Source organism: Maricaulis salignorans (assembly GCF_900103475.1).
In the GTDB taxonomy this organism is placed as follows: Bacteria; Pseudomonadota; Alphaproteobacteria; order Caulobacterales; family Maricaulaceae; genus Maricaulis; species Maricaulis salignorans.
On record NZ_FNHG01000011.1, the window covers coordinates 23,799 to 50,301 of the forward strand.

28 protein-coding genes are annotated in these 26,503 nt (G+C 63.0%); 13 read left to right on the forward strand and 15 right to left on the reverse strand.

Going from position 1 to position 26,503, the window contains the following annotated elements:
• Nucleotides 1-31 precede the first annotated feature (31 nt).
• From BLT42_RS09550 to rsmA, 4 genes are all read left to right on the forward strand, one after another.
• On the forward strand, nt 32-2,215 hold the full coding sequence (locus BLT42_RS09550; RefSeq protein ID WP_091770131.1) for an LPS-assembly protein LptD: 2,184 nt from the start codon (nt 32-34) through the stop codon (nt 2,213-2,215).
• 67 nt (nt 2,216-2,282) lie between these two features.
• A complete protein-coding gene (locus BLT42_RS09555) occupies nt 2,283-3,557 on the forward strand; it encodes a peptidylprolyl isomerase (RefSeq protein ID WP_233342418.1) in 1,275 nt (424 codons plus the stop codon).
• Entirely contained in the window at nt 3,557-4,573 is a 1,017-nt protein-coding gene (gene pdxA, locus BLT42_RS09560) for a 4-hydroxythreonine-4-phosphate dehydrogenase PdxA (RefSeq protein ID WP_091770133.1), read from the forward strand. Before BLT42_RS09555 ends, pdxA begins: the two co-directional genes overlap by 1 nt.
• A complete protein-coding gene (gene rsmA, locus BLT42_RS09565) occupies nt 4,570-5,430 on the forward strand; it encodes a 16S rRNA (adenine(1518)-N(6)/adenine(1519)-N(6))-dimethyltransferase RsmA (RefSeq protein WP_091770135.1) in 861 nt (286 codons plus the stop codon). Before pdxA ends, rsmA begins: the two co-directional genes overlap by 4 nt.
• On the opposite strand, the gene gmk is transcribed toward rsmA, so the two are convergent.
• From gmk to fabD, 7 genes are all read right to left on the reverse strand, one after another.
• A complete protein-coding gene (gene gmk / locus BLT42_RS09570) occupies nt 5,417-6,070 on the reverse strand; it encodes a guanylate kinase (protein WP_091770137.1) in 654 nt (217 codons plus the stop codon). The two genes, rsmA and gmk, sit on opposite strands and share 14 nt — an antisense overlap.
• Nucleotides 6,060-6,941: a YicC/YloC family endoribonuclease gene (locus BLT42_RS09575; protein ID WP_091770138.1), complete on the reverse strand. Its 882-nt coding sequence runs from the start codon at nt 6,939-6,941 to the stop codon at nt 6,060-6,062. Before BLT42_RS09575 ends, gmk begins: the two co-directional genes overlap by 11 nt.
• A 1-nt stretch (nt 6,942) precedes the next feature.
• Nucleotides 6,943-8,001, reverse strand: a complete 1,059-nt coding sequence (gene mltG, locus BLT42_RS09580) for an endolytic transglycosylase MltG (protein ID WP_091770140.1) — start codon at nt 7,999-8,001, stop codon at nt 6,943-6,945.
• A 29-nt stretch (nt 8,002-8,030) separates the two neighbouring features.
• Nucleotides 8,031-9,308: a beta-ketoacyl-ACP synthase II gene (fabF, locus tag BLT42_RS09585; protein WP_091770142.1), complete on the reverse strand. Its 1,278-nt coding sequence runs from the start codon at nt 9,306-9,308 to the stop codon at nt 8,031-8,033.
• A 10-nt stretch (nt 9,309-9,318) separates the two neighbouring features.
• Nucleotides 9,319-9,555, reverse strand: coding sequence for an acyl carrier protein (locus BLT42_RS09590; protein ID WP_091770144.1), 237 nt, complete (start codon nt 9,553-9,555; stop codon nt 9,319-9,321).
• A 162-nt stretch (nt 9,556-9,717) separates the two neighbouring features.
• Nucleotides 9,718-10,455, reverse strand: a complete 738-nt coding sequence (gene fabG / locus BLT42_RS09595) for a 3-oxoacyl-[acyl-carrier-protein] reductase (protein ID WP_091770146.1) — start codon at nt 10,453-10,455, stop codon at nt 9,718-9,720.
• 2 nt (nt 10,456-10,457) lie between these two features.
• Nucleotides 10,458-11,411: an ACP S-malonyltransferase gene (gene fabD, locus BLT42_RS09600; protein WP_091770148.1), complete on the reverse strand. Its 954-nt coding sequence runs from the start codon at nt 11,409-11,411 to the stop codon at nt 10,458-10,460.
• 236 nt (nt 11,412-11,647) lie between these two features.
• On the opposite strand from fabD, the gene rpsF reads away from it, so the two are divergent.
• From rpsF to BLT42_RS09645, 9 genes are all read left to right on the forward strand, one after another.
• Entirely contained in the window at nt 11,648-12,004 is a 357-nt protein-coding gene (rpsF, locus tag BLT42_RS09605) for a 30S ribosomal protein S6 (RefSeq protein WP_091770150.1), read from the forward strand.
• A 27-nt stretch (nt 12,005-12,031) separates the two neighbouring features.
• On the forward strand, nt 12,032-12,271 hold the full coding sequence (rpsR, locus tag BLT42_RS09610; RefSeq protein WP_091770326.1) for a 30S ribosomal protein S18: 240 nt from the start codon (nt 12,032-12,034) through the stop codon (nt 12,269-12,271).
• Nucleotides 12,272-12,283: 12 nt separating this feature from the next.
• On the forward strand, nt 12,284-12,910 hold the full coding sequence (rplI, locus tag BLT42_RS09615; protein WP_091770152.1) for a 50S ribosomal protein L9: 627 nt from the start codon (nt 12,284-12,286) through the stop codon (nt 12,908-12,910).
• Between the two features lie 173 nt (nt 12,911-13,083).
• The gene (locus BLT42_RS09620) at nt 13,084-14,565 is read left to right on the forward strand and encodes a replicative DNA helicase (protein ID WP_091770153.1); all 1,482 of its coding nucleotides are present in this window, start codon (nt 13,084-13,086) and stop codon (nt 14,563-14,565) included.
• Nucleotides 14,537-15,661: an alanine racemase gene (alr, locus tag BLT42_RS09625; protein WP_176780321.1), complete on the forward strand. Its 1,125-nt coding sequence runs from the start codon at nt 14,537-14,539 to the stop codon at nt 15,659-15,661. Before BLT42_RS09620 ends, alr begins: the two co-directional genes overlap by 29 nt.
• Nucleotides 15,662-15,721: 60 nt before the next feature.
• On the forward strand, nt 15,722-17,098 hold the full coding sequence (radA, locus tag BLT42_RS09630; RefSeq protein ID WP_091770156.1) for a DNA repair protein RadA: 1,377 nt from the start codon (nt 15,722-15,724) through the stop codon (nt 17,096-17,098).
• An 11-nt stretch (nt 17,099-17,109) separates the two neighbouring features.
• Nucleotides 17,110-17,766, forward strand: a complete 657-nt coding sequence (locus BLT42_RS09635; protein ID WP_091770158.1) for a CvpA family protein — start codon at nt 17,110-17,112, stop codon at nt 17,764-17,766.
• Nucleotides 17,763-19,244, forward strand: coding sequence for an amidophosphoribosyltransferase (gene purF, locus BLT42_RS09640; RefSeq protein ID WP_091770160.1), 1,482 nt, complete (start codon nt 17,763-17,765; stop codon nt 19,242-19,244). Before BLT42_RS09635 ends, purF begins: the two co-directional genes overlap by 4 nt.
• A complete protein-coding gene (locus BLT42_RS09645; protein WP_091770162.1) occupies nt 19,241-19,951 on the forward strand; it encodes an SDR family NAD(P)-dependent oxidoreductase in 711 nt (236 codons plus the stop codon). Before purF ends, BLT42_RS09645 begins: the two co-directional genes overlap by 4 nt.
• A 49-nt stretch (nt 19,952-20,000) precedes the next feature.
• On the opposite strand, the gene der is transcribed toward BLT42_RS09645, so the two are convergent.
• The 8 genes from der to BLT42_RS09685 all read right to left on the reverse strand — a co-directional run bounded on the left by der (nt 20,001) and on the right by BLT42_RS09685 (nt 26,454).
• A complete protein-coding gene (gene der, locus BLT42_RS09650) occupies nt 20,001-21,398 on the reverse strand; it encodes a ribosome biogenesis GTPase Der (RefSeq protein WP_091770164.1) in 1,398 nt (465 codons plus the stop codon).
• Between the two features lie 11 nt (nt 21,399-21,409).
• Nucleotides 21,410-22,777 (reverse strand): outer membrane protein assembly factor BamB family protein, encoded by a 1,368-nt coding sequence (locus BLT42_RS09655; protein WP_091770166.1) that lies wholly within the window; start codon nt 22,775-22,777, stop codon nt 21,410-21,412.
• On the reverse strand, nt 22,770-23,525 hold the full coding sequence (locus tag BLT42_RS09660; RefSeq protein WP_091770168.1) for a tetratricopeptide repeat protein: 756 nt from the start codon (nt 23,523-23,525) through the stop codon (nt 22,770-22,772). Before BLT42_RS09660 ends, BLT42_RS09655 begins: the two co-directional genes overlap by 8 nt.
• Before the next feature lie 74 nt (nt 23,526-23,599).
• On the reverse strand, nt 23,600-24,427 hold the full coding sequence (gene panB / locus BLT42_RS09665; protein WP_091770170.1) for a 3-methyl-2-oxobutanoate hydroxymethyltransferase: 828 nt from the start codon (nt 24,425-24,427) through the stop codon (nt 23,600-23,602).
• Nucleotides 24,428-24,540: 113 nt separating this feature from the next.
• Nucleotides 24,541-24,882 carry a hypothetical protein gene (locus BLT42_RS09670; RefSeq protein WP_143024103.1) on the reverse strand — a complete coding sequence of 114 codons (342 nt, stop codon included), beginning with the start codon at nt 24,880-24,882 and terminating at the stop codon, nt 24,541-24,543.
• A complete protein-coding gene (locus BLT42_RS09675; RefSeq protein WP_091770174.1) occupies nt 24,879-25,421 on the reverse strand; it encodes an RNA polymerase sigma factor in 543 nt (180 codons plus the stop codon). Before BLT42_RS09675 ends, BLT42_RS09670 begins: the two co-directional genes overlap by 4 nt.
• An 11-nt stretch (nt 25,422-25,432) precedes the next feature.
• The gene (locus tag BLT42_RS09680; RefSeq protein ID WP_233342420.1) at nt 25,433-25,897 is read right to left on the reverse strand and encodes a DUF6249 domain-containing protein; all 465 of its coding nucleotides are present in this window, start codon (nt 25,895-25,897) and stop codon (nt 25,433-25,435) included.
• Nucleotides 25,897-26,454, reverse strand: coding sequence for an NnrU family protein (locus BLT42_RS09685; RefSeq protein WP_091770176.1), 558 nt, complete (start codon nt 26,452-26,454; stop codon nt 25,897-25,899). Before BLT42_RS09685 ends, BLT42_RS09680 begins: the two co-directional genes overlap by 1 nt.
• Nucleotides 26,455-26,503: the final 49 nt, after the last annotated feature.

Consider the following 26,503-nt stretch of genomic DNA (forward strand, 5'->3'; position numbering starts at 1 on the left):
GAACCCGACCGGATCAGACAAGGAGTGACGCATGGCGTCGCAGTTTAGTCGCCTCGCGGCTGCATTGATGGGCTCTGGCGTGCTCGTCCTGTCGCCTGCGGTCCTGGCCCAGAGTCCGGAGACCGATGAGGCACCCGTCTATCTGGAAGCCGACAATCTTGAAGACCTGGGCGAAGGTGCCGGTTTTCTGGCGACCGGGCACGTACGCGCCCGTCAGAGCGGTCGCACGCTCTATGCCGACGAGCTGGAATATCATCCCGACCTGAATCGCATCATCGCCCGCGGCAATGTGATCATTCACGGTCAGGGCCCCCATCCGCAATATGCTGACGAGGTCGAGCTCGACTCCGAAATGTCGGCCGGTCTGGCGCTCGGCTTTGCCACCATGCTCGAGAATAATGGCCAGATGGCCGCTGCCGCCGCGATTCGCCGCAGTAATGGCGCCATGCAGCTCGAGGACGCCTATTACACGGCCTGCGAATTGTGCGAGGACGGCGCCCAGGAGCCGACCTGGCGCTTGCGCGCCCGTCAGGTGATCCAGGATCCCGACGAGCAAATGATCTATTACCGCGACGCCCAGTTCGAGGTGATGGGCGTGCCGGTGCTTTACTCGCCCGTCTTTGCCCACCCCGATCCGTCGGCAGACCGGCATAGCGGCCTGCTGTTTCCCGGATTCAGCGTTTCCTCGCGGCTCGGCTTTTCCTACCAGCAACCCTATTACTGGGCGATCTCGCCCTCGCAGGACATCACGCTGGCGCCGCGCGTGATGACCAATGTCAATCCGCTGCTTTTCACCGAGTACCGCAAGCGCTTCTGGTCCGGTGCCATGGCCTTCGAGGGCAGCCTGACCCATGAAGCCGAGATTGACAGCGATGGCGAGCGTTTCGGCGACGAGACCTGGCGCTGGCATTTGTTCGGTGGCGGCGAGTGGGAAATCAATCCCGACTGGCGTTGGGGCTTCGGCGTTCAGCGCGCCTCCGACGACCTGCACCTGCGCCGCTATGGCTTTTCGGAAATCGACCGTGATCGCGGCGCCCTGATCGAGGCCGGCAATCGCCGTCTGGTCAGCCAGATCTATCTCGAGGGCCGGACGCAAAACAGTTATGGCTCGCTGGTCGCCGCCGAGTATCAGAGCCTGCGCGAGCTGGAAGACGACGACACCATACCGACCATCGCGCCCCTGATCCGCTATGAGCGCGTCTTCAACGCACCCGGCGCGTGGGGCCGCATCAATCTGAGCGGCCAGGCCGTCATGCTCGAGCGTGAGACCGGCACCGACTATGCCCGCGCCAGCGTCACCGCTGATTGGCGCGCCCATTGGGTCACCGGCAATGGCATTGTGGTCGAGCCCTATGCCTATGCCCGCAGTGACAGCTATTCCTTCGAGGACCTTCCCGCGAGCTATGCCGTTCCGGAGGACAGTTTCTCGCGGCAACTCGGGCTGGTTGGCGCCGAGGTCAGTTGGCCTTTCTATCGCCCGGGCAACACGGTCGACTGGATCATTGAACCGATTTTCTCCGCGGTCGCGGCCACGGATGATCCCGAATCGGACCGTATTTTCAACGAAGACAGTGTTTCCCTCGATCTCGATGAAAGCCTGCTCTTCGCTCCGATCCGGGCCTCGGGATTTGATATCTGGGAGCCGGGACAGCGCATCAGCTACGGTGTGCGCACAACCGGGCAATGGGGCGAGAGCGGTCTGGCCAGTATTTTTGTCGGACAAAGCTACCGGATCGATGGTGACCCGGCCTTCACTGCCGGAAGCGGCCTGTACGAAGAACGTTCAGATTACATCGTCGCCGGCTCGCTCGAGATTGCCGGCTTCACCGCCGACCTGCAGACCCGGCTCGACTCCATGGATGGCGACATCAATCGGGTCGATCTCGGTTTCGGCTATGTCAGCGACCGGTTCAGCGGCAAGATCAGCTATCTCGAAGTCAGCGATGACGACAGCTCTCGCAGCGACCAGCGCGAAGCCAGGGCCAATTTCTCGGCCCGACTCACCGACCGCTGGAGCGCCATTGGCAGCACGGTCCGCGATCTTGACCGCGGCACGTCACGTTTGACGACCGCGGGCTTCCGCTTTGCCGATGAATGCACCGAGCTGGACATCGTTTATCAGCGCGAGGACAACCGCATTGCGCGGCTGGGCCCGTCCGAATCGATACAGATACGCATCACCCTGTTCACGCTGGGTGGCGTGGCTCCTGACTAAACAACAGTGCCGGGCGATTGCACCAGCAGCGTCTTTGGGTAATGTTCCGCGCGGAACCGGATAGCGAATGTTGATGATACCCGTTAAAAACCTAGTGCTGACGCTGATGGCGTCCCTGCTCGTGATCACGGCGCCTGGCGCCATGGCGCAAACGACCGAGGGCGTGGCTGCGCTCGTCAATGATCAACCGATCACAACGGTGGATGTGCGCAATCGTATGCGCCTGATCATTGCCTCGACCGGCCTCACCCAGATTGACGCCGCGACCCTGGCGCAGATCCAGGGCCAGGCGATTCGCGGCCTGGTCGACGAAAACCTGCAATTGCAGGCCGCCCGGGAATATGAAATCGCGGTCACCGAGGAAGAGATCGACCAGTCGATCCAGGACCTCGCCGACCGAAACAACACCACGATCGCCTCGATCGTCGGCGATCTGGAACGGTCCGGCGTCGATATCCAGACCTTGCGGCACCAGCTTGAGGCGGAAATCGCCTGGCAGGTTCTGGTCAATGGCCGCTATGGCTCGCGTATCCGCATCAGCGATCAACAGATCGAGATGGCACTTGAGCGCCTGGCCGCCAGCGCCTCTCAGCCGCAATATCGGATTTTCGAACTGTTTTTCGAGATTCCCAGCGTCAGTCGCGAAGAGGAAACCGTGCAGCGCGTCATCGCCGTGATGGACCAGCTGCAGCGTGGCGCCCCCTTCCCCGAACTCGCTCGTCAGTATTCAGACGCGCCGTCGGCTGCCAATGGCGGCGATATCGGCTGGATCGTTGCATCGCAATTGCCGCCTGAAGTCGCCACGATTGTGCCGCAGCTCATGCAGCAATACATCCAGAGCCAGGGCGGAGCCGCCCTGTCCAATCCGGTCCGCGTTCCCGGCGGCTTCATGATTGTCGCCCTCGTGGCCGCGCGTGATGGCACCACAACCCTGCAATACGACCTGGTCCAGATCACCGTTCCAGCCAGTGCCGTGCAACCCAATTCCAGCGCCGCCCTGGCCCGGGCGCTCGCCGAAAATCCGACCTGCTCGCAGGCGGAGGCCGTCGCCAGCCGGATCCCCGGCTCGGTCGTCACGCCACTCGGCGCGATCGGCGCCGATGCCCTGCTTCCGCAAATCAGCGAAGCGCTCGAGCCCCTGCGTGAAGGTGGCAATACCGGCGTGCTGCAGACCGCAGCCGGCCTGCAGAGCCTGATTGTCTGTGACCGCACCATTGCCGGCCCGGGCGTCCCGAGCCGTGATGATCTGGAGTCGCAACTTCGCGGCCAGCAGCTCTCGCTGCATTCGCGCCGCTGGCTGAGGGATTTGCGCCGCGACGGCACGGTCGAGATTCGCGACTAATGCCAAACGCCTCACCTGTCGTGATTTCGATGGGTGATCCGGCTGGCATCGGCCCAGAGATCATCCTGAAGGCATGGACCACACGGCGGGTCTCCAGCCCGCTCTTTGCCTGTATCGGCGATCCTGCAGTGATGCGCGCCTGTGCGGAACGTCTTGGCCTGACCGCACCGGTCGAGATATCCAAGCTGTCGACTGCCGCACACTGCTTTCCTGACGCCCTGCCCGTCCTGTCGGCTGCGGTCGGCATCACCGCACCGCTCGTCCCGGGCACTCCTGACCCGCGTCATGCCGCGGCGGCCAAGGCCAGTATCGAGGCAGCGGTCGCGCTGTGTCTGGCCGGTGAAGCGCTCGGCCTCGTCACCGCCCCGATCGCCAAATCCGTGATGTATGAGGCCGGTTTCAGTTTTCCCGGCCATACCGAATTTCTCGCCGAACTTACCCGCGACCATCCCGTCCCGGGCACGCGCGGCCCGGCCATGATGCTGGCCGGCGGCGGTTTGCGCGTTGTGCTGACCTCGATCCATGAACCGCTGGCGCGCGCCGTGGCGAGCCTGTCGGCCGAGCGGATCGAACAGATTGCCCGGCTGACGCATCAGGCGCTGCGCCGCGATTTCGGTATTGCCGAGCCGCGTCTCGCCCTGGCCGGCCTCAATCCGCATGCCGGCGAAGCGGGCACATTGGGACGCGAGGAAATCGACATCATCAACCCCGCCGCCGCCCGCCTGCGCGCCGAGGGCATCGCCATCACCGACGCGCTGCCGCCAGACACCATGTTTCACGCCGAGGCGCGGGCCGGTTATGATGCCGCGATCTGCCTGTATCACGATCAGGGCCTGATCCCCGTCAAGACGCTCGACTTCCATGGCGGCGTCAACATCACCCTCGGCCTGCCGATTGTGCGCACCTCGCCCGATCATGGCACGGCTTTCGACATTGCCGGTCAGGGCGTGGCCCGCGCCGACAGCCTGCTTGCCGCGATCGACGCGGCGGCCAGTATCGCCGGACACCGCGCATGAATGATCCACTCCCGCCGCTGCGCGATGTCATCGCCCGCCATGACCTGGCGGCGAAGAAATCCTTCGGCCAGCACTTCCTGCTCGACCTCAATCTGACCGCCAAAATCGCCAGCTTTGCCGGCGATATGGCGAACAGTCAGGCAATCGAAATCGGTCCCGGTCCGGGCGGGCTGACGCGCGCCATTCTCGGCGCCGGCGCCAGACACCTGACCGTGGTGGAAAAGGATGCACGCTTCCTGCCGGCACTGGAAGAGATCAGCGCGGCCTGGCCCGGCAAGGTGACCGTGCTGGAAGCCGACGGGCTGACGATTGATGAAGCGACGATCCTGAGCGGTGAGAACCGGGTCATTCTCTCCAACCTGCCCTATAATGTCGGCACCATCCTGTTGATCAAATGGCTGCAGGCGCAGCCGATCTGGTGGCGGCGCGCGGTCCTGATGTTCCAGCGTGAAGTGGCTGACCGCGTTGTCGCGCGCGTTGGTGACAAGGCCTATGGCCGCCTGGCCATCCTGACGCAGTCGGTCTGTGCCGCCCAGCTGGTGATGAAGATTCCCGCCCAGGCCTTCACGCCGCCGCCCAAGGTCGAGTCGGCCGTGGTGATGCTGGATCCGTTGCCGGACGGCACACGGTTTGATGATCTCAAGGCGCTGGGAATTGTGACAGCCTCGGCCTTCGGACAACGACGCAAGACCCTGCGCCGCAGTCTCGGCCAGGCGGCGAGCCAGACGACGGCCTCAACAGAAGAGCTGATTGCTGCCGCCGGTCTCGAGCCCGGCGCCCGGGCGGAGACGATTGACATTGCCGGCTTCCAGGCGCTCGCCAGAGCCTGGCGAGCCGCGCGGGCTACTCAGCCATAAGCGCGTCAACAAAGCCGTTCAGCCAGGGGTGACGCGAACGCTTGAGGCGTTCCGCGTGCAGGATCTGGTTCAGCTTGTCGAGGGCGCGGGCGAAGTCATCATTGACGATGACATAGTCATATTCATGCCAGTGGCTGATCTCATCCTTGGCGCGCGCCATGCGATCCTTGATGATTTGCGGCGTGTCCTGACCGCGCTTGCTCAACCGGTCCTCGAGCAGGTCCAGTGAAGGCGGCAGGATGAAGACGCGAACCGTGTCTTCCGCTGCCTGTGCGGCGAGTGCCTGGGCGCCTTGCCAGTCGATATCGAATATCACGTCGCGCCCGTCTTCGATGGCATTGAGCACCAGGGCTTTCGGTGTGCCGTAATAGCGCCCGAACACTTCGGCCCATTCGAAAAACTCGCCGGCCTCGATCTGGGCCTTGAACGCCTCGACCGTGACGAAATTATAGTCTTCCCCGTCAACCTCGCCGGGACGCGGCTGGCGCGTCGTGGTCGAGACCGACAGCACCATGTCCGGATTCTGGCTCAGCAGCCGCTTGGACAGCGTGGTTTTACCGGCGCCGGACGGGCTGGACAAAGCCAACAGCACGCCGCGGCGGCCGCCACGAAAGATCGGGGGATGTCCGTCACTCGACATTCTGTACCTGCTCCCTGAATTGGTCGACCGCGTTTTTCATGGCGAGGCCAATCTGGGTCAGTGAAGAATCGGAGGACTTGGAGCATAGAGTGTTTGCCTCGCGATTAAACTCCTGTGACAGGAAGTCGAGCTTGCGACCGGTCGGCGAACCCGCTGCCAAGAGCTCACGCGCAGCACGGATATGCGCATGCAGCCGATCAAGCTCCTCGCGGACATCCATCTTCACCGCCATCGTCGCCGCCTCCGTCGCCAGCCGGTCCGGATCGAGCCCCTGCGGCAGGAGTTCGGCATATTTGGCGGCGATGCGGTCGCGGATCGCATCAAGGCGCACGGCGGCACTGGTCTCGGCCTGGTGGGTCAGGGTCTCGATGGTGTCGACATGGCCATTGAGGAGCGCCTGCAGCTCACCGCCCTCGACCAGGCGGACATCGCGCAAACTGTCGAGCGCCAGCGCCAGGCTTTCCAGCAGGGCCGCATCAAGTTCATCGGCATCGTCCGGCTCGCTGCGGTCCTCGACATCGAGGACGCCGCGCACACCCAACAATCCGTCCAGGCTGACCGGCCGGACACGTCCGCTGGAAACATAGGGTTCAGCCGCGGCGAGGATCGCCTCGATACGCGCGGTATCAAGGCGCAGCGCCGCATCAGAGGCATCGCGATTGAGGGTCAGGCTGGCCTGGATATTACCGCGCGCAAAGCGCGCCTTGGCCAGATCGCGGGCCCCGGCCTCCAGACGGTCATAACCACCGGGAAATCGGAAGCGGGCCTCAAGCCCCTTGCCGTTGACGCTGCGCACTTCCCAGACCCAGCTGAATTGCTCGAAGCTGGCCTCGGTTCGGGCAAAACCCGTCATGCCGGACAATTGAGCCATATTAATCGCCCGCGCGCTGGCGGGCCCTTTCGATCTGGCGCCAGCGCGCGACATGACGCTGATGCTCGGCATAGGTCGCTGAAAAAGCGTGTCCGCCGGTCCCGTCGGCGACAAAGAACAATGCGCGGCTCTCGGCGGGATTGAGCACGGCAGCGATTGATTGCGCGCCCGGATTGGCGATCGGTGTCGGCGGCAGGCCGTCATTCTGATAGGAGTTCCAGGCATTGGCTGCATTGTCGAGCTCGGACCGGCGCAGGCCGCGACCGAGCGGCTCACCGCGGCTGATGCCATAGATGATGGTCGGGTCGCTCTCCAGCCGCATGCCGCGGCGCAGGCGATTGACGAAGACGGCAGCGACTTCCGCGCGCTCGGCACCAATCCCCGTCTCCTTCTCCACCACAGAGGCGAGAATGATCGCCTCCTCGCGGGTCGAGAAAGGCAGGTCCTCGGCGCGGTGCGGCCAGAGCTCGTCGAGCAGAGTCTGCTGGGCAGCAAGCATGCGATCCAGCACGACCTGGCGCGGTGTGCCCCGGTCAACCAGATAGGTTTCCGGCAGGAGACTGCCTTCAGGCGGGATATCAGTAATCTCGCCGGTCAGCACATCGGCCTCTTCCAGCACCGCCACGATCATCGCGCTCGTCAGGCCTTCGGCGAAGGTGACGGGGTGTTGCATCGTGCGTCCGGAGCGCAGCAATTCATAGATCTGCGCCATGCTTGACTGCGCCGGCACGGCATATTCCCCGGCCCGCAGGGAACGATCGCCGCCATCGAGCGTCACGGCTGCGCGGAACAGGCGGGCATCCTCGATCAGACCGGCCGATTCAAGCTGGCTGGAAATCCGCACCAGACCGGTGCCCCGCGGCAGAAGAATGACAGTCTCTTCCTGGGCCGGGCCGGGTGCGACGAATTCCGCCTGCAGCCAGCGATAACCGCCATAAACCGCCCCGGCCGCCATCAACGCCAGCACCAGCAGGCCGGTAAAGAGCCACAGAATCAGCCGGCCCAGACCGCCCTTGGTGTTCGCATTAGGCTTCGCCTTGGGCGCTTTGACATCACTCATTGGGGCCATCCCGAACTTTAGCGGTGCACTCAGTCGACCGCGACAAATACCACGGAGGCATTGGTGCCACCGAATCCGAAAGAATTCGATAGCGCCGCGCGGACCGGACGTTTCACCGGCGTGTGGGCGGCCAGATTGAGCGATGTGGAGACCGACGGATTGTCGAGATTGAGGGTCGGCGGACACACCCCGTCGCGGATCGCCAGAATCGAGAAAATCGCCTCGACAGCCCCGGCCGCGCCGAGCAAGTGCCCGATCGCCGATTTGGTCGAGGACATCACGACATCGCCGCTGCCGAACAGGCGCTCAACGGCGCGCAATTCGATCTCGTCACCCTTCGGCGTCGAGGTGCCGTGGGCATTGACGTAATCAATATCGGACGGATCCAGGCCAGCATCTTTCAGCGCAGCGGACATCGCCCGGAAACCGCCATCGCCATCATCGGCGGGTGCGGTGATATGGTGAGCATCGCCGGACAGGCCATAGCCCTTGACCTCGGCATAAATGGTCGCGCCGCGCGCCTTGGCGCTCTCATATTCCTCGAGCACGACGACACCGGCGCCCTCGCCCATCACGAAGCCATCGCGGTCACGATCCCAGGGGCGCGAACCGGCGGTCGGATTATCGTTGAAACCGGTCGACAGCGCCTTGCAGGCGATGAAGGCGGCAATGCCCAGACGGCAGACCGCCGCTTCGGCGCCGCCGGCGACCATCATGTCGGCATCGCCATGGGCGATCATCCGCGCCGCATCGCCGATCGCGTGGGCCCCGGTTGAACAGGCCGTCACGACGGCATGATTGGGGCCCTTGAGCCCGTGCCGGATCGAAACCTGGCCGGAGGCGAGATTGATCAACAGACCGGGAATAACAAAGGGAGAGAGCCGCCGTGGACCTTTTTCATGCAGGTCGATGGAGGCGTTATAGGTGGATTCCAGACCGCCAATGCCGGAACCGATCATGACGCCGGCGCGGCAGCGATCTTCTTCGCAGGTCGCGGTCCAGCCACTATCGGCGATGGCGTAATCGGCCGCAGCAATCCCGTAGAGGATGAAATCATCAACGCGCTTCTGGTCGCGCGGGCTCATGACGCTATCGGGTGCAAAGGCACCGGGATCGTCGGCTGAGCCTCCGCCGCGGCCATCGACACGCGGCACGAGACCGGCGATCTGGCACGCCAGATCGCCGGTTTCAAAATGCTCGATCAGGCCCAAACCCGACTGGCCTGCAAGGAGACGTCCCCAGACGATATCCTTGCCACAGCCAAGCGGTGTGACCAGACCAATTCCAGTGACGACAACGCGCCGCATGGAGTGGTCTTTAACCGACTTTCTCGGAGATGAACTTCACAGCGTCACCGACTTTCTGGATATGCTCGGCGGCGTCGTCGGGGATTTCGATGTCGAATTCCTCTTCAAACGCCATCACGAGTTCAACATTGTCCAGGCTGTCAGCGCCCAGATCATCGATGAAACTCGCATTATCCGTAACTTTTTCGATGTCGACATCGAGATGCTCAACAACAATCTTTTTAACGCGCTCGAGAACGTCAGACATTTCAGACCCTCATGGTAATTCGCCGCAGGAAATCGACGGCACAGGAAAGGAGGCATAGCGCCCCAAAACCGGGCCGCCTTCACCAAGATGCGCGGGCAAGTAACATACTTCCCGAGCGCTGACCAGAATGGGCAACCGTACTCACTCTGGCAAGTTGCTACGCTAAATCATTGCCATACCGCCATTCACATGAAGTGTCTGGCCGGTCACATAATTGGCTTCCTGGCTGGCAAGATAGACAATTGCAGCAGCAATATCATCGCCCGTACCCAGATCACCAGCAGGAATTTTCGTCAGGATGGCTTTACGCTGTTCTTCATTGAGCACATCGGTCATCGGCGAGGCGATAAATCCCGGTGCAACGCAATTGACGGTGACGCCGCGCGAGGCGACTTCCTGGGCGAGGGATTTGGAGAAACCGATCATGCCGGCCTTGGAGGCGCAGTAATTGGTCTGGCCCGGATTGCCGGTGACACCGACCACGGAGGTAATGCCGACAATACGGCCCCAACGTGCCTTCATCATGCCGCGCAGGGCGGCGCGGCAGAGCCGGAAATAGCTCTCCAGATTGACCCGCAAAACCATGTCCCAGTCATCATCCTTCATGCGCATCAGAAGCTGGTCACGGGTGATGCCGGCATTGGCGATCAGGATATCCATCGACCCCATCGCTTCGGCCGCCTGTTTCGGCAGCGCGTCGACCGCGTCGGCATCGGAAAGATTGCAGGGCAGGACATGGGTGCGGTCCCCCAGCTCGGCGGCGAGCTCCTGCAATACGTTTTCGCGCGTGCCGGAGAGCGCCACAGTCGCGCCTTGCGCGTGCAGCGCCTTGGCAATCGCCTGGCCGAGGCCGCCTGTGGCGCCCGTGACGAGCGCATTCTTGCCGGTCAGATCAAACATTCTCAGCTATCCTCTTTCAGCGAAGCCGCGAAGGCTTCCAGATCGGCGGCCACATTGAGCGGCACGCCATTCGCATCCTTGGTGGTGCGCTTGAGCATGGTGGTGAGCACCTTGCCGGCACCGGCTTCGGCGAGCGTCTTGATGCCGCCCTCCTCAACCATCCACAATACACTCTCGCGCCAGCGCACGCGGCCGGTGACCTGTTCGACCAATTGCCGCCGGATGGTTTCAATATCCGATGTCGGCCGGGCGGTGACATTGGCAATCACGGGTGCGGCTGGCGGCAGAATCACCGTCGAGGCCAGTGCCTCGGCCATCGCATCGGCGGCCGGCTGCATCATGGCGCAATGGAAAGGGGCGGAAACCGGCAGCATCATCGCCTTCTTGACGCCCAGCGATGTGGCGCGGTCGATCGCCGCCTCGATCGCGGCGGTCGAGCCGGAGATCACGATCTGGCCCGGCGCATTGTCATTGGCAATCGCGCAGACGCCGACCAGCGAACCGGCATCAACCGCCTGCTGCGCCATGTCTTCATCGGCGCCAAGCAGCGCTGCCATCGTGCCGAGCCCGACCGGGACAGCCTGCTGCATGGCACGGCCGCGCAGTTTGAGCAGTTTCGCCGCATCGCTGATGGTCAGGGCGCGCGCCGCCGCCAGGGCCGAGTATTCGCCCAGGCTGTGACCGGCAACGAATTTCGCCGCGCTGACATCAACCCCGAACTCGGTTTCCAGGACGCGCATCACCGCCAGGCTGGCCGCCATCAGGGCCGGTTGGGCGTTTTCCGTCAGGGTCAGATCCTCGATCGGACCATTCGCCATCAGGCCTGACAGGTTCTGCCCGAGCGCCTCATCGACCTCGGCCAGCACCGCGCGTGCGGCGGAAAATTCAGCGGCCAGTTCCTGGCCCATGCCGACGGCCTGGCTACCCTGGCCGGGAAATACGAATGCAAACGCCATCGGAACGCCTCCCGCGAATTGAATCGAACGCTCGATACCCCTTGTCACGGCGCACGCGCAAGAGGGGATGCGGCTTGCGCGGCCGATCGCTATGGGCTAAACGCGCGCTTCGCTTGGTTGCGGTCCTGTCCCTCTATTCCCGTCACATGGTGTGGCGGACCGGTACAGGAGCCACCGCGAGCCTGCCCGCCCCTTCGGCGAGGCTTGCGCCGCAACCGCTTACGAAGGGAGCCAAGATGGCACTTTACGAGCACGTATTCATCGTACGCCCGGACGTTTCTCCGGCCCAGATGGAAACTCTTCTGGAAGAAACGAAGACCCTGATCGAGACCAATGGCGGCAAGACCGGCAAGATCGAATATTGGGGCCTGCGTAACCTGTCCTACCGCATCAACAAGTCGCGCAAGGGTCATTACGGCCTGATCGATATCGACGCCAATGGCGCCGTGATCGACGAACTTGAGCGCCTGCAGCGCCTGTCCGAAGACGTCATGCGTTTCATGACCCTTCGTGTCGACGAGCACACCGATCAGCCTTCGGCGATTCTGTCGAAGAAGGATGACCGTCGTCCGCGCCGCGATTTCCGGTCGTAAGGAGAGAAACAGATGTCATCCGATAATATTGCAAACCTGCCTGCTCGCCGCCCATTCATGCGCCGCCGCAAGGTGTGCCCATTCTCCGGCGAGAATGCACCCGCGATCGACTACAAGGACCCGAAGCTCCTGCTTCGTTACATGTCCGAGCGTGGCAAGATCGTCCCGTCCCGTATCACGGCGGTATCCGCCAAGAAGCAACGTGAACTGGCCCGCGCCATCAAACGCGCCCGCCAGATGGCACTGCTTCCCTATGTGATGGATTAAGGAGAGCGCACGATGAAACTGGTTCTCCTGGAACGCGTCGAAAATCTCGGCGTCATGGGTGAAGTTGTCTCGGTCCGTCCGGGATTCGCCCGTAACTTCCTTCTGCCACAAGGCAAGGCGCTGCGCGCCAATGAAGGCAATATGGCCCGCTTCGAAGCGGAAAAAGAAGCCCTGATGGCACGCAATGCCGAACGGGCTGCTGAAGCAGCGACCGCTGGTGAAGTGATCGATGGCGAAACCTTCGTCATGGTTCGTTCCGCTGGCGAGAGCGGTCAGCTCTACGGTTCTGTCTCCTCGCGTGACATTGCCGAGATCGTTTCGGAATCCGGCACCTCGGTCGTTCGCTCGCAGATTGATCTGCACGCGCCGATCAAGAAGCTGGGCCTGCACGACATCCGTATCCGTCTGCACGCCGATGTTTCGGTGATGGTCACGATCAATGTCGCCCGCTCGCTCGACGAAGCCGAACGCCAGGCCTCTGGTGAAGACGTGATCGCGGCACAAGCCGACGAAGATCGCGCCATCGCCGAAGCCCAGGCTGCCGACCTGTTCGAAGCCAGCGAAGAAGGCGAAGAACTGGCCGAACGCCGCGCCGAAGGCGCCGACGATTCGGAAGCGCCCGAAGACGACGAAGACTAGGCTCTCAGCCAACGCTGAATGCCGGAAACGGGCGGGTCGCAAGACCCGCCCGTTTTTGTTTGCCACCAGACTTATCCACACTTCTCCACAGGCCGGGGAAATGCTGTGGCAAAGATTCACCCTGCGCGGATTGAGGGGTCGCATCCCGGCCGCCGAGCCTGTATCCCATCTGTATGACCACTGAGCTGATGACATTCGATTCCGGCGTCCCGACGACGCTGGAGACCGCGCCCCACAATCTGGAGGCCGAACAAGCCTTCCTCGGTGCGCTGCTCTACGACAATGAGATCTTCCATCGCATCGCCGACTGGCTGAAGCCGGAACATTTCTACGACCCCGTCCATGGTCGTATTTTCGAGACCGCCTCCGATCTGATCGGCCGCGGCTCGCTGGCCGATGCGGTGGTCCTGAAAACCCATTTCGACCGCGATGACGGGCTGCGTGAAATCGGCGGCACCACCTACCTGGCCGTACTGATCGAGAGCGCCGCGAATAATTCGGCAGCGACCGAATACGCGCGCATGATCTACGAGCTGGCCCTACGCCGCGATCTGATCCGCATCGGCGACGAGCTGTCCGCAACCGCGACCACCGATGCCGAAACCCAGCCGCGCAAACTGATCGAGGCGGTCGAGCAACAACTCTTCAATCTCGCCGAGGCCGGCTCGACCTCACGCGGCTTTGTCAGTTTCAAACAGGCGCTGACCGAATCGGTCGAGACCGCCGCCGCGGCCTATGAGCGCGATGGCGGTCTGTCGGGAATTTCCTCGGGCCTCAAGGCGCTGGATGAAAAGCTCGGCGGCATGCACCCGTCCGACCTGATCATCCTCGCCGGACGTCCCTCGATGGGGAAAACCGCGCTGGCGACCAATATCGCTTTCGATGTGGCGCGAAACTACGAGTTCGAGGAACAGCCCGACGGCACCACCAAGACGACCAAGGGCGGCGTTGTCGGCTTTTTCTCGCTGGAAATGTCGGCCGAACAGCTCGCCATGCGTCTGATCGCCGATTACACCGGCATCCCCGGCTATATGATCCGCCAGGGCACGATCGACGCGACCCAGTATGAAGAGATCCGCGACGCGGTGCTCGAGATCCAGTCGCTGCCGCTCTATATCGACGACACCGGTGGCCTGCCCATCGGCGCCCTCGCCGCCCGCGCGCGCCGCCTCAAGCGCACCCACGGGCTCGATCTGATCATCGTCGATTACCTTCAGCTGGTCACTTCCTCACGCAACCGGCCGGGCGATAGCCGGGTGCAGGAAGTCTCCGAAGTGACGCAGAACCTCAAGGCCCTGGCCAAGGAACTGGAAGTTCCCGTCATCGCCCTGTCGCAGCTCTCGCGTAATGTCGAAAGCCGCGAAGACAAGAAGCCCCAGCTCTCCGACCTGCGTGAATCGGGTTCGATCGAGCAGGACGCCGATGTGGTGCTGTTCGTCTATCGCGAAGCCTATTACAAGGAACGCGAAAAGCCGCGCGAGGACACGCCTGAATATCTCGCCTGGCAGGAAGAATTCCGCATTATTGAAAAACTGGCCGAAGTGGTCATCGGCAAGCAACGCCATGGTGCCATCGGTACGGCCAAACTCGCCTTTGACGGGGCCCGCACGAAGTTTAGCGATCTTGATGAACGATACGAAGACGGACCCGGCTGAACCCGCAGCTCAGCCTGCACCACGCCTGGTCATTGATCTGGCTGCGATTCAGCGCAATTTCGCGGCCCTGCAGCGCCTCGCTCCAACGGCGCGGACCGGCGCGGTGGTCAAGGCCAATGCCTATGGGCTCGGCGCGTCACGTGTCATCCCCGCCCTCGCCGATGCCGGTTGCCGCACCTTCTATGTCGCCCATACCGCCGAAGGCCGTGAAGCCCGCGAAGCGCTGGACGGGCGCGAGGCCGAGATATTCGTCTTCAATGGTTTCTGGCCTTCCGAACTGGCCTCGCTACGCGAGGCGCGGCTCTTCCCGGTCATCAATGATCTGCACCAATTGCACCATCTTCGCGACCTGGCGCCGGATCTGCCTTGCGCGATCCATTTCGATACCGGCATGAACCGGCTGGGCCTGGGTCCGAATGCGACGCAGAGCCTGCTCGACAATCCCGACTGGCTGACCGGTCTCGATGTCCGCCAGATCATGAGCCATCTGGCCTGTTCCCACGAACCGGCCCACCCGCTCAATGCGCGCCAGTTGGAACGCTTTGCTGCAGTCCGCGCGCATTTCCCCGATATCCCCGCCAGCTTTGCCAATTCCGGCGGTGCCATGCTCGATGCGCGCTATCATTTCGATGTCCTGCGGCCCGGCCTCGCACTCTATGGCGGCCACCCCGCCCAGGACTGCGACGATCCCTTTGTCCCCGCCGTGCGCGTCGAGGCACCGGTGCTGCAGGTGCGCACGATCAGGGCCGGCGATTGCGCCGGCTATGGCGCCATTTTCACGGCAACGCGCGAAATGCGCATCGCCACCGTCGCCACCGGCTATGCCGACGGGCTGCTGCGGGCCTGCGGCGATGGCGGGTTCGGCCGCATTGGCGGGATGAAAGTGCCCATTATCGGGCGCATCTCGATGGATCTGACCACGCTCGATCTTAGTGATGTCACAGCGCCGGTCGCACCGGGCGACTGGGTCAGCTTTCTCGGCGATGATCTCGAACCAATGGCCGCGGCGGCCCACACCATCACCTATGAATTCCTCGTCCGGCTCGGCCTGCGCTTCCGGCGCGTCTATCTGCCGGGCACAGCCACCGCGCAGTGAGCTTGCGGCGGCGCGGAACAGAGTGTGAACTAGACGCCTAGCCACAGAAGACGATTCGCCATGGCCCGTGCTGAAAACATCTATGTCTGCCAGAGCTGCGGCGCCTCCCAGAGCAAATGGGCCGGGCGCTGCGATGCCTGCGGCAGCTGGAATACGCTGGTCGAGGAAACCCCGGCGGCACCGCTGGGCACCCAGGCCACGACCGCAAAACGCCGCGGCAAGGGCAATACACTCGACCTGGTCGATCTCGGTGCCGATACGCCCGAAGCGCCGCGGCTGAAATCGGGCATTCCCGAGCTCGACCGTGTTTGCGGCGGCGGGCTGGTGCGCGGTTCGGCGATACTGGTCGGCGGCGATCCGGGGATCGGCAAATCCACCCTGCTGCTGCAACTCGTCGCCCTGATGGCCCGCGCCGATGCCCGCGCGATCTATGTTTCCGGCGAGGAGGCCGTTGCCCAGGTCCGCTTGCGCGCGCGGCGGCTCGGGCTGGCCGATGCGCCGGTCTCGCTGGCGGCGGAAACCTCGCTCAATAATATTCTCGACGGGCTGAAGGCGGAAAAACCCGACATTGTCGTCATCGATTCGATCCAGACCATGTGGAGCGACCAACTCGCCGCTGCACCGGGCACGGTCGCCCAGGTGCGTGCCTGTTCACAGGAATTGGTGCGTTTTGCCAAACAGCGCAATTGCATCGTCATCCTGGTCGGCCATGTCACCAAGGACGGCCAGATCGCCGGTCCGCGGGTGATCGAGCACATGGTCGATGCCGTGCTGTATTTCGAAGGCGAGCGCTCGCATCAATTCCGCATCCTGCGCGCCGTGAAGAACCGTTTCGGCCCGACCGACGAGATCGGCGTGTTTGAAATGGGTGATGCCGGACTGGGCGAAGTGGCCAATCCCTCTGCCCTCTTCCTCGATGGACGCGGCGAATCGACCTCTGGAGCCGCTGTATTTGCCGGCATGGAAGGCACACGGCCCGTCCTGAGCGAAATCCAGGCCCTGGTCGCCCCGGCAGCGTTTGGCACACCACGCCGTGCTGTGGTGGGCTGGGATAGTGGCCGGCTGGCCATGGTACTCGCCGTACTGGAAGCGCGCTGCGGTGTGGATTTTTCCAATCGCGATATTTTTCTCAATGTCGCCGGCGGTCTGAAGATCGCCGAACCCGCGGCCGACCTCGCCGTCGCGGCCGCCATTGTCTCATCGGCGCTGGATGTTGCCCTGCCCTCGGACGGCGTTGTTTACGGAGAAATCAGTCTTTCCGGCGATGTTCGCCCCGTCGGTCGGAGTGATTCACGCCTCAAGGAAGCCGCCAAGCTGGGCTTCACACGCGCCATTGCCCCGAAAGCCTCGGCTGATGATACCGCGCCGGTACGTGTGCTGGGCGTGGCCACGGCGCTCGAACTGGTGCAAACTCTGCAGGCGATGGCAGGCGAATAGGAAAGACGCCGATGGACGGCTCCCTGAGTGCATTCGATGGAATAGGACTGACAATCCTTCTGGTCTCCGGCCTGCTGGCCCTGGTGCGCGGTTTTGTCCGCGAAGCCCTGTCGGTGACTGCCTTTGTCGCCGCCTCGCTGGCGACACTCTGGGCCCTGCCTGCCTTTCTCGGTCCGGCACGGGAATTGATCGATCCCGATTGGCTGGCGCCGCTGGCGATCGGCGCGGTCATCTTCCTGCTGGTCTATCTGTCGATCACCTTCGTGACCTCCTCGCTGTCGAACGGCCTGGCCAAGGGTGATGACGTCAATGTCGTCGACCGGACGCTGGGCTTCGCCTTCGGCGTGGTGCGCGGCCTGGTCTTGCTGGCCCTCGGCGTCATCTTCATGGCGGCGACCCTGGGCATAGACGGGCAACCGCCGCGCGCCGTCACCGAATCGCGGATCTATCCGCTCGTGAAGGCTGCCGCAGACGCGCTGCAGACATTGGCGCCGTCGACCTCGCGAATTGCCGGCACCGACCTACTGCCCGAGGCCAGCCCGGGCGCTGCCCGCGACCCGATTGCAGAAACTATAAGAAATGATGCGACCTCCTATGGCAGCCGCGACAGAAACCGACTAGATGAGCTGATCGGTTCGACCACGGATGACCAGGATGACGATGGATGAGCGATAAGCACGCACTTCCCGCCACGCTGACTTACGATCCCGTCACGGATCGCCCCCAGGAAGAGTGCGGCGTTTTCGCCGTTTACGGGTCAGAAGATGCCGGTGTTCTCACCGCGCTCGGCCTGCACGCACTCCAGCATCGGGGACAGGAAGCCTGCGGCATCGCGACCCATGACGGGTCGCGTTTCCATGTCGAACGCTATCTCGGCCTGGTCGGCGAGAACTTCACATCAGCCGACATGCCCCAACGCCTGCCCGGCAATGTCGCAATCGGCCATGTGCGCTATTCGACCCAGGGCGCCTCGGTGCTGCGCAATGTGCAGCCGCTCTATTCCGACGTCCGCGGCGGTGGCATCGCGCTGGCCCATAATGGCCATATCACCAATGCCCGGGTGCTGCGCGAGGAGCTCGTCTCCAATGGCGCCATCTTCCAGTCGACCAGCGATTCGGAAGTCGTGCTCCATCTCGCCGCCCTGTCGCGCAAGTCCAAGCTCACCAATCGCCTGTCGCATGCCCTCAAGCAGATCGAGGGCGCCTTTGCCTTCGTGGTGCTGGTCAATGACCGCCTGATCGCTGCCCGCGACCCGCATGGCATCCGGCCGCTGGTGATGGGTCAATTGGGCGATGCGGTCGTCTTCGCTTCGGAAACGACAGCGCTCGACATGGTCGGCGCCACCTATACCCGCGATGTCGAACCGGGCGAGGCGATCATCCTGTCCGATGGCGAAATGCGCAGCGAACGTTTCTCGCCCGCGCGCGCCGCACGGCCCTGCGCCTTCGAATTCATCTATTTTGCCCGGCCGGACTCCAATATCGGTGGCCGCAGCGTCTATGAAGCCCGCAAGGAAATGGGCCGCCAGCTGGCCCGCGAAATGCCGGTCGATGTCGATGTCATCATTCCCGTGCCCGATAGCGGCGTGCCGGCCGCGCTGGGCTATTCGGAAGCCAGCGGCATCCCCTTCGAACTGGGCATTATCCGCAGCCACTTCGTCGGCCGCACCTTCATCCAGCCCAATCAGGACCGCCGCGACATGTCGGTGCGGCTCAAGCACTCGGCCAATGCCGCCGCCGTTCGCGGCAAGCGCGTCCTGCTGATTGATGATTCCATCGTCCGCGGCACCACCTCGCTGAAAATCGTGCGCCTGATGCGCGAGGCCGGCGCCACGGAAGTCCACTTCCGCTCGGCCTGTCCGCCGATCAAGTTTCCCGACTTCTACGGTATTGATATGGCCGGCCAGAAGGAATTGATCGCGGCGAATATGGATGTCGAGCAGATGGCGGCCAAGCTCGAGGCCGACAGCCTCGCCTTCCTCACCGTCGACGGCATGTACCAGGCGATTACCGGCGGGCCACGCAATGACCGCGCGCCGCAGCTTTCAGATCACTATTTCACCGGCGAATATCCGACGCGTCTGATGGATCATGACCGGTCGCTGTCGGCGAAAGAATTCCAACTCTCCCTATTGGTGGATGCATGACCGCAATTGATTTGACCGGCCGCGTCGCCCTGGTGACCGGTGCCTCGCGTGGCATTGGCCGCGCCATGGCGCTCGAACTCGGCAAGGCTGGCGCCCATGTGATCGCCACAGCCCGTACCACCGGTGCCCTGGAAGAGGTCGATGACCTGATCCGCGCTGCGGGCGGTTCCTCGACCCTGGTCCCGCTCGACCTGATGTCGAGCGACGGGATCGAGCAACTCGGCGCCATCGTCGAAGAGCGTTGGGGCAAGCTCGACATTCTGTTGGCCAATGCCGGCCAGCTCGGCGTCCTGACGCCGGCCGCACAGATCAAGGCGAAGACCTGGAATGAGGTGATTGGCGTCAATCTGCTGGCGCCGGCGCGGATGATCCGCGCCTTCGAAGCCCTGCTCCTGAAATCGGATACCGGTGGACGCGCCGTTTTCATTTCATCGGGTGCGGCGACTTCACGGCGCGCCTTCTGGGCGCCCTATGCGGCCAGCAAGGCCGGGCTCGACGCCCTGGTCCAGTCCTGGGCTGATGAGCACAATAATAATCCGCTGCGGATCAATCTGGTCTATCCCGGCGCCGTGCGCACGGTGATGCGCGCCAAGGCTTTCCCGGGCGAAGACGCCAATTCACTGCCGGAACCGGCCACCCTGTGGCCATTGATCGCCGAGCTGGTCTCGGACGATTGCCAGCGTCACCGCGAAATCGTCAAAGCCTGAGGCTGGCCCGGGCCAAGGCCCGGGCGCCCAGTCTGACGTGTCGTCGGCGCTAGCGCTTCTTCGGGCCCGGCCCGCTGCCGCCGCGCTCATTGCCCGGCTCACTATCGACATAGGGATTCTTGCCGGCCTTGACGATCAGACGGATCGGCACGCCGGGAAGATCAAATGCCGTACGCAAACCGTTGATCAGATAGCGTTTATAACTATCAGGCAGGTCGGCGGCGCGCGAACACATCAGCACGAAGGTCGGCGGGCGTGATTTGGTCTGGGTGAGATAGCGCGGCTTGATCCGGCGTCCATTGACGGCCGGCGGCGGATGCCGCTCGATCATCTCATGCAGCCAGTCATTGAGATCGCGGGTCTTCACCTTGGCGTCCCAATTTCGGTGCAGGATCGACAGGGTCGGCATGATCTTGTCGAGGCCCTTGTTTTTCAGGGCCGAGATCGGCAGGAGCGGCGCGCCGGACATTTGCGGCAGAAGCCGGTCAAATTCCTCGCGCACTTCCTTGAGATAGGCTTCGCGATCCGGCACGAGGTCGAACTTCGAAATCGCCACTGCGACGGCCCGGCCTTCGGAGAAGGCCATGTCGGCGAGCTGGAGGTCCTGCTTCTCCAGGGGATGGCTGGCATCCATCAGCAAGAGCACGACTTCGGAGAATTTGATCGCGCGCAGCGTATCGGCGACGCTCATCCGCTCGAGCCGGTCAGAGACCTTGCCCTTCTTGCGCAGACCGGCCGTGTCGTGCAGGCGCACCCTGCGCCCGTCCCACAACCAGTCGACAGCGATCGCGTCACGCGTGATGCCCGCCTCGGGACCGGTGATCAGGCGTTGTTCGCCGATCAGGCAATTGATCAGGGTCGACTTGCCCGCATTGGGCCGGCCAATGACCGCAATGCGCAGGGGCGGCGAATCCGGACGCGCCTTCGAACTTTTTTGCGGCTGCTGGCCGATCGCATCAATGAGCGCCTGATAGAGTTCGCTCATACCCTCGCCATGGGCCGCAGAGATCGCAACCGGTTCACCCAGGCCAAGACTGTAGGCATCGAGCAGGCCCGATTGCCCGGCCCGGCCTTCGGCCTTGTTGGCCAGCAGAATGACGGGTTTACCGGCCTTGCGCATGACTTCGGCAAAGGTCTGGTCGAGCGGCATGATGCCGGCCCGCGCGTCGATCAGCAGCAGACAGATATCCGCATCCTTGATCGCGATCTCGGTCTGGGCGCGCATTTCCGCCTCCAGACCTTCCTTTTTCTCGTCGTCATAGCCGGCGGTGTCGATCAGGCGCAGATCCATATCGCCCAGACGGCCCACGGCTTCGCGTCGGTCGCGCGTCACGCCCGGCCGGTCATCGACAATCGCCAGCGGCTTGCCCGCCAGGCGATTGAACAGCGTCGATTTTCCCACATTGGGCCGTCCGACGACGGCGATGCGGGGTATAAAATCAGTCATGGATTTTTGGCCTATCGAAGCGCGAGCAGGCGCGCCTCATCGGTAACCACATAAACAGTCTCGTTGGCAATCACCGGTGCCACAAAGACCGTGGCGCCCAACGAGAACTGACGGATGATTTCGCCGTCATATGCATTGACCAAAACACCATCGCCGCTGCTCGAGGCCAGGAAAACCCGGCCGCCAGCGAGAACAGGACCAGCCCAGGCAATACGGTTCTTGCGCCGGTTCGGATTCTCGAACAAATCGAGCTGGGTGATCCAGTGGACCACGCCGGTATTGCGGTTGAGGCAAACCAGTTCGGCTTCGCTGGTGGTGACGTAGAGGAAATCCCCGGCGACCCACGGCGTGTGGAGACCACCGGCCGGCTGTGTCCATATCCGCTCGCCTGTGCGCAATTCAATCGCCACCAGCGTGCCTGAATGGCTCATCGCATACACGGTGCCGTCCAGGATGACCGGGCTACCGGCAACATCATTGATTTCCGACATGGCCGTCAGGCCCGCGCCGCGCGTGAGACTGTCGGACCAGACCGGATTGCCGTTCTGCACCCGCAGCGCCACCAGCTCGCCGGAGGCAAACGGGGCCACGACGATATCGCCCAGCACAGCGGGGCTCGGCCCGGTCAGCAGACGCGCCGTCTCGACGATGCCCTGATAGGTCCACAGGACCGATCCGGTCGCGGCGTCCAGCGCCAGCAATTCATTGTCATCACTGGTGACGAAAACGCGGCCATCGGCGACGGTTGGGGCGCCATGGAAGGGGACGAGCGTTTCGGTGCGCCAGACTTCAGCGCCCGTGGCCGCGTCAAGCGCGACGAAAAAATTAAATCCGGAATGAGCGTAGATACGCCCTGAATCATGGGCCAGCCCGGAACCGAAGGACATGCGGTCATAGCGGTTGGGAACGTCCAGACGCACGGACCAGACTTCCTGCCCGGACTCAGCATCAAGCGCAGAAATCTGCCCGGTCGCATCGCCTGCAAAGATATGGCCGTCAGCGATAACAGGCCGCGCATTGAGCCGGCGGTCATTATTGGAGCCCTGACCAACAGACTGGCGCCAGGCGACGGCAAGATCGCCACTGGCCTGGGTGTGTTGCAGCGCGTGCGTCGGATAGCCGCCCGGCTGCGGCCAGACCGTATTGACATAGGCCGGCGGCAAGGTGACGGCCGGGATGTCCGCATCAGCGCTGATTTGCAGCGTCTGCTCGAAACTGAGGATCGAGACACGCCCGTCGGTTGGCGCCGTATCGCTATCTTCATCGCCATTCGACAGAAAGTCGAAGGCGTTCATCGGATTGGGCACCGATGAACAGGCCGCCAATGGGGCCAGCATGAGGGCCAGAACGGCCGTACGAAAACGCTTTACATCAATCATCGCCCGAATCCCCGGCGCTAGCTTGTTCAGTCTCTGGTTCGATCTCGCTGCCAGCAGCGTCATCGACCGGCGCAGGCGCCGCGATTTCAGTGGTCGCGGGCGCGCCGTCGGCGGCAATCAGTGCCAGGCCTTCCAGCGCCCGCCGGGCCACACCCTGCGGTGCATCAAAACTCGTCGAAAGGAATTGATATTCGCGCTGGGCGCGCTCCCTGTCGCCAGCGCGCAGGGCTGCAACGGCAATCGCTTCGCGCGCCAGATGCCGATAGGGCGAAGTCGCCGTTGTCAGCGGCGTCAGGCGAATCTCGACATCGCTGAAGCTCAGCGTATCCCACAACGCCCAGACGGCCTTGAGACTGGCGAGGTCGCGGATCAGCGGTTCGGCTGTACGCGAGGCGGCCTGCTCATAGAAGGCGGCCGCCGTCGCATTGTCGCCGGCTTCGAGCGCCATGGCAGCGCGTTGCAGCAGCGCCAGGGTTGCATAGGACGCGGTTCCGGTTTCCGCCAGAGTGTCAAAGCCCGCAACGGCCTGGGCCGAACGATCGGCCTCCAGCGCGTTGATCGCCACTTCATAGGAATCCGAGGACTGCTCGCGCGTTGAGGTCTGCCACGCCTGCCAGCCCTGATAGCCAGCGGTTCCAACGATGATCGCAGCGGCAACACCGAGCACAAGCGGGCCGTATTGGCGCGCCAGATCCTGGTATTTGTCTCTGCGAAGTTCCTCGTCAACTTCTTCGAAAATATCGACCACGTCGAAGCGGCTCCATGCTTATGGGATAATATCCGCGCGACCCTAGCGTCCGCGCGCCCAAGCGGCAACAGACCTCAACCGTCAATCCGTCTCAGCGTGTAGACCTCGTCGCCCGAGGGGAAGCTGCGATCACGCACCTCGCTGGCATAGCGTGCGACGGCAGCATCGGTGCGCTCGGCCATATTGTCATAGCGCTTGACGAATTTGGGCGTCCAGTCGAACACGCCCAGCATGTCCTGGGTGACCAGGATTTGTCCGTCGCAATGGCCCGACGCGCCGATCCCGATCGTCGGAACCTTGACGGTCCCGGTGATTTCGCGGGCCAATTCCTCATCGACCCCCTCGATCACAATGGCGAAGGCGCCCGCCTTCTCCGCGATGACCGCTTCCTCGATGACGCGATCTCGCTCGGCACCGGTCTTGCCTTTCGCCTTGAACCCGCCCTCGGCCAGCGCCGCCTGCGGCCGCAAGCCGACATGACCGATCACCGGGATGGAGCGTTGCGCCATGAATTCAATCGTGTCGCCAGCATAGGTGCCACTTTCGATCTTGATCGCCTGGCAGCCGGTCTCGCTCATGATACGGGCCGCGTTCTCGAAGGCTTGCTGTGGTGATTTTTCATAGCTGCCGAAGGGCATGTCGACGGCCACCAGGGCACGGTTCGCACCGCGCATCACCGCCTGGCCATGCAGGATCATCATGTCGAGGGTGACACCGATCGTGCTCGCCAGGCCGTGGACGACCATGCCGACGCTGTCGCCGACCAGTAGCAGGTCGCAATGCGGGTCGAGCAGGCGGGCCATCGGCGCATCATAGGCGGTCAGGCAGACCAGGGGTTCGAGCCCCTTGCGCGCGCGGATATCGGCGGCGGTGATACGACGGGTCTGGGTCTGGGCGGACATGGGTGCGGCCTCTCGGGGCTGGGATTGCCTTGAGACTAGCGCACCATGCTGCAGCGCAAAAGTCTTGAGCACTCCGGCCCGTCAAACTGGCTGCGACTTTTGCTGGTCAGACTCTAGGCGAGCCGGCGCGGCAGGATCAGCGCCACCATCCCCAACGCCACGGCCATGGCGAGTGCCGCCATCGTCTCCGGAGACATCAGGAAAGCGAAATTCGCGATCAGGCCATCGGCCGGGATCTGCACCTGGGTGAACACGCCTTCCAGCTGGGTGCCGGCAATCGCCGAGCCGATCGAGCCGGCCCCACCGAGCACCAGGGCACGCTTGCGGTCCGGATGCGACAGCTGCGCCACGACCTTGGCCGAAAAGGCGTCCGCCTCGGCCTGTTCATTCAAAGGCTCTGCCGCCTCCGCGAAGGCCGCCATGAGCCGCTGGTCAAAGGCATCGTTCATAGTCATGACGCCACTACCTCCGATTCCGCAAAATAGGCCTGCAATTTGGCACGCCCGCGATTGACATGCGACTTGATGGTCCCCAGCGGCATGCCGGTCGCCTCTGCAGCTTCCGAATGCGACATCCCGCAAGAATAACACATCACCACCGCCACGCGCTCTTCGTCTTTCAATGTGGTGAGGGCGCGGTCGAGATCAACCACATTGCCCATGTCCCGGGGCGCCTCACTATCTTCCATACCGCTGCCGAAACGCTCCATCGCCCTGTCGGTCGATTTGCGCTTGCGCGCCGATTTGAGGAATTCCGTGTAGGCGATCGAGCACAGCCAGGATTTGAAGCTGCCCGTACCCAGGAAACTGCCAATTTTCTCGAAAGCCCGGATGAATGTGTCCTGGGCGAGATCATCGGCCAGGGCATGATTGCGGCACATACGGTGCAACATGCCGCGCACCACGCCCTGATGGCGCCGGACCAGCTCTCCGAAGGCGGCGACATTCTTCGTCGCCATCACCAGAGCTGTGAGTTCTTCGTCCGACGCCCGCATGGCCCGTGCCCCTACTTCGCGTCTTTTTTCGAACCCATCAGGCCGAACCCGATCAGGACGAGTCCGATCAAGCCCGGGAACGCGGCGATGCCGGCCATGACGCGGAAAGCGTCCTCTACTTCGTCATCAATGCCCGTGGCCGTCCAGCCCAGCACGACGAAGGCGATGGCGACTGCCAGCAAAATGGCACCGGATTTGAGATCGCCACCGCGATCCTTGTTGGGCATGCCCAGCGAACTCACCAGTTCGGGCGTCAGCTGTTGCCCTGCGCGAATAGCCTCTTCGACCGTGTGAAGCGCGGCCTTGCGCTTTTGCGTTCCGCCATTGACCGCAATAAAAACGATCAATGCAATCATGACACAACCGAAGAAAGGCACCAGTACTGCCGGACCCATATCAACCTCCATAACCAGGCAACACCACGCCGCCTCATATCGATAAGATGCATCCCGACCCGCAAACGGATGCAGAGACATCAGCCAATGATGGCTACACCAAACAAGTACATGTGAACATTGATGATTATCAGGGCGAGCAAGGCACCCAGAACGATCGCGGTCAGGTCCCCGCCCCAGCCCTTGACCACAGGCGGCGGCGTTTCGCGCAGACAGGCGGAGACATAGGTGATGCACGACCAGATGAAAAAGCCGCCAAACAGCAGCATCGCCGACAATTCCCCATTGGCGAGCAGATGCGCACCCGACCAGAGCGCAACACCGGCCAGCATCGGGTGCCGCACAACGCGCCGGATATGGCCCGGCGCGTAGGCCGACATCAGAAGGATGAGTGCGAGCGGCACAACAAGGAAGGCGACATGCCGGCTCCAGATCGGCGGCACCCACACGACGACTGGCGGATGGGCGATGATCTTGCCGTAGATCAAAAGACCGAAACCAATCAGCGACAGAGCCGTGTAGATCAGCTTGTAGGGCATCTCGCCCAGGCCCGCCTTGAGCCGAGGGCGCAATCCGGGAATGACCTGCAGCGAATGCACACCCAGAAACAAGATCAGTCCAGCTGCCAGTATCAACATGTCGCCCCCCGCGTTTCGCCGCGACTATAGGCGATTCATCAGCTCAGGA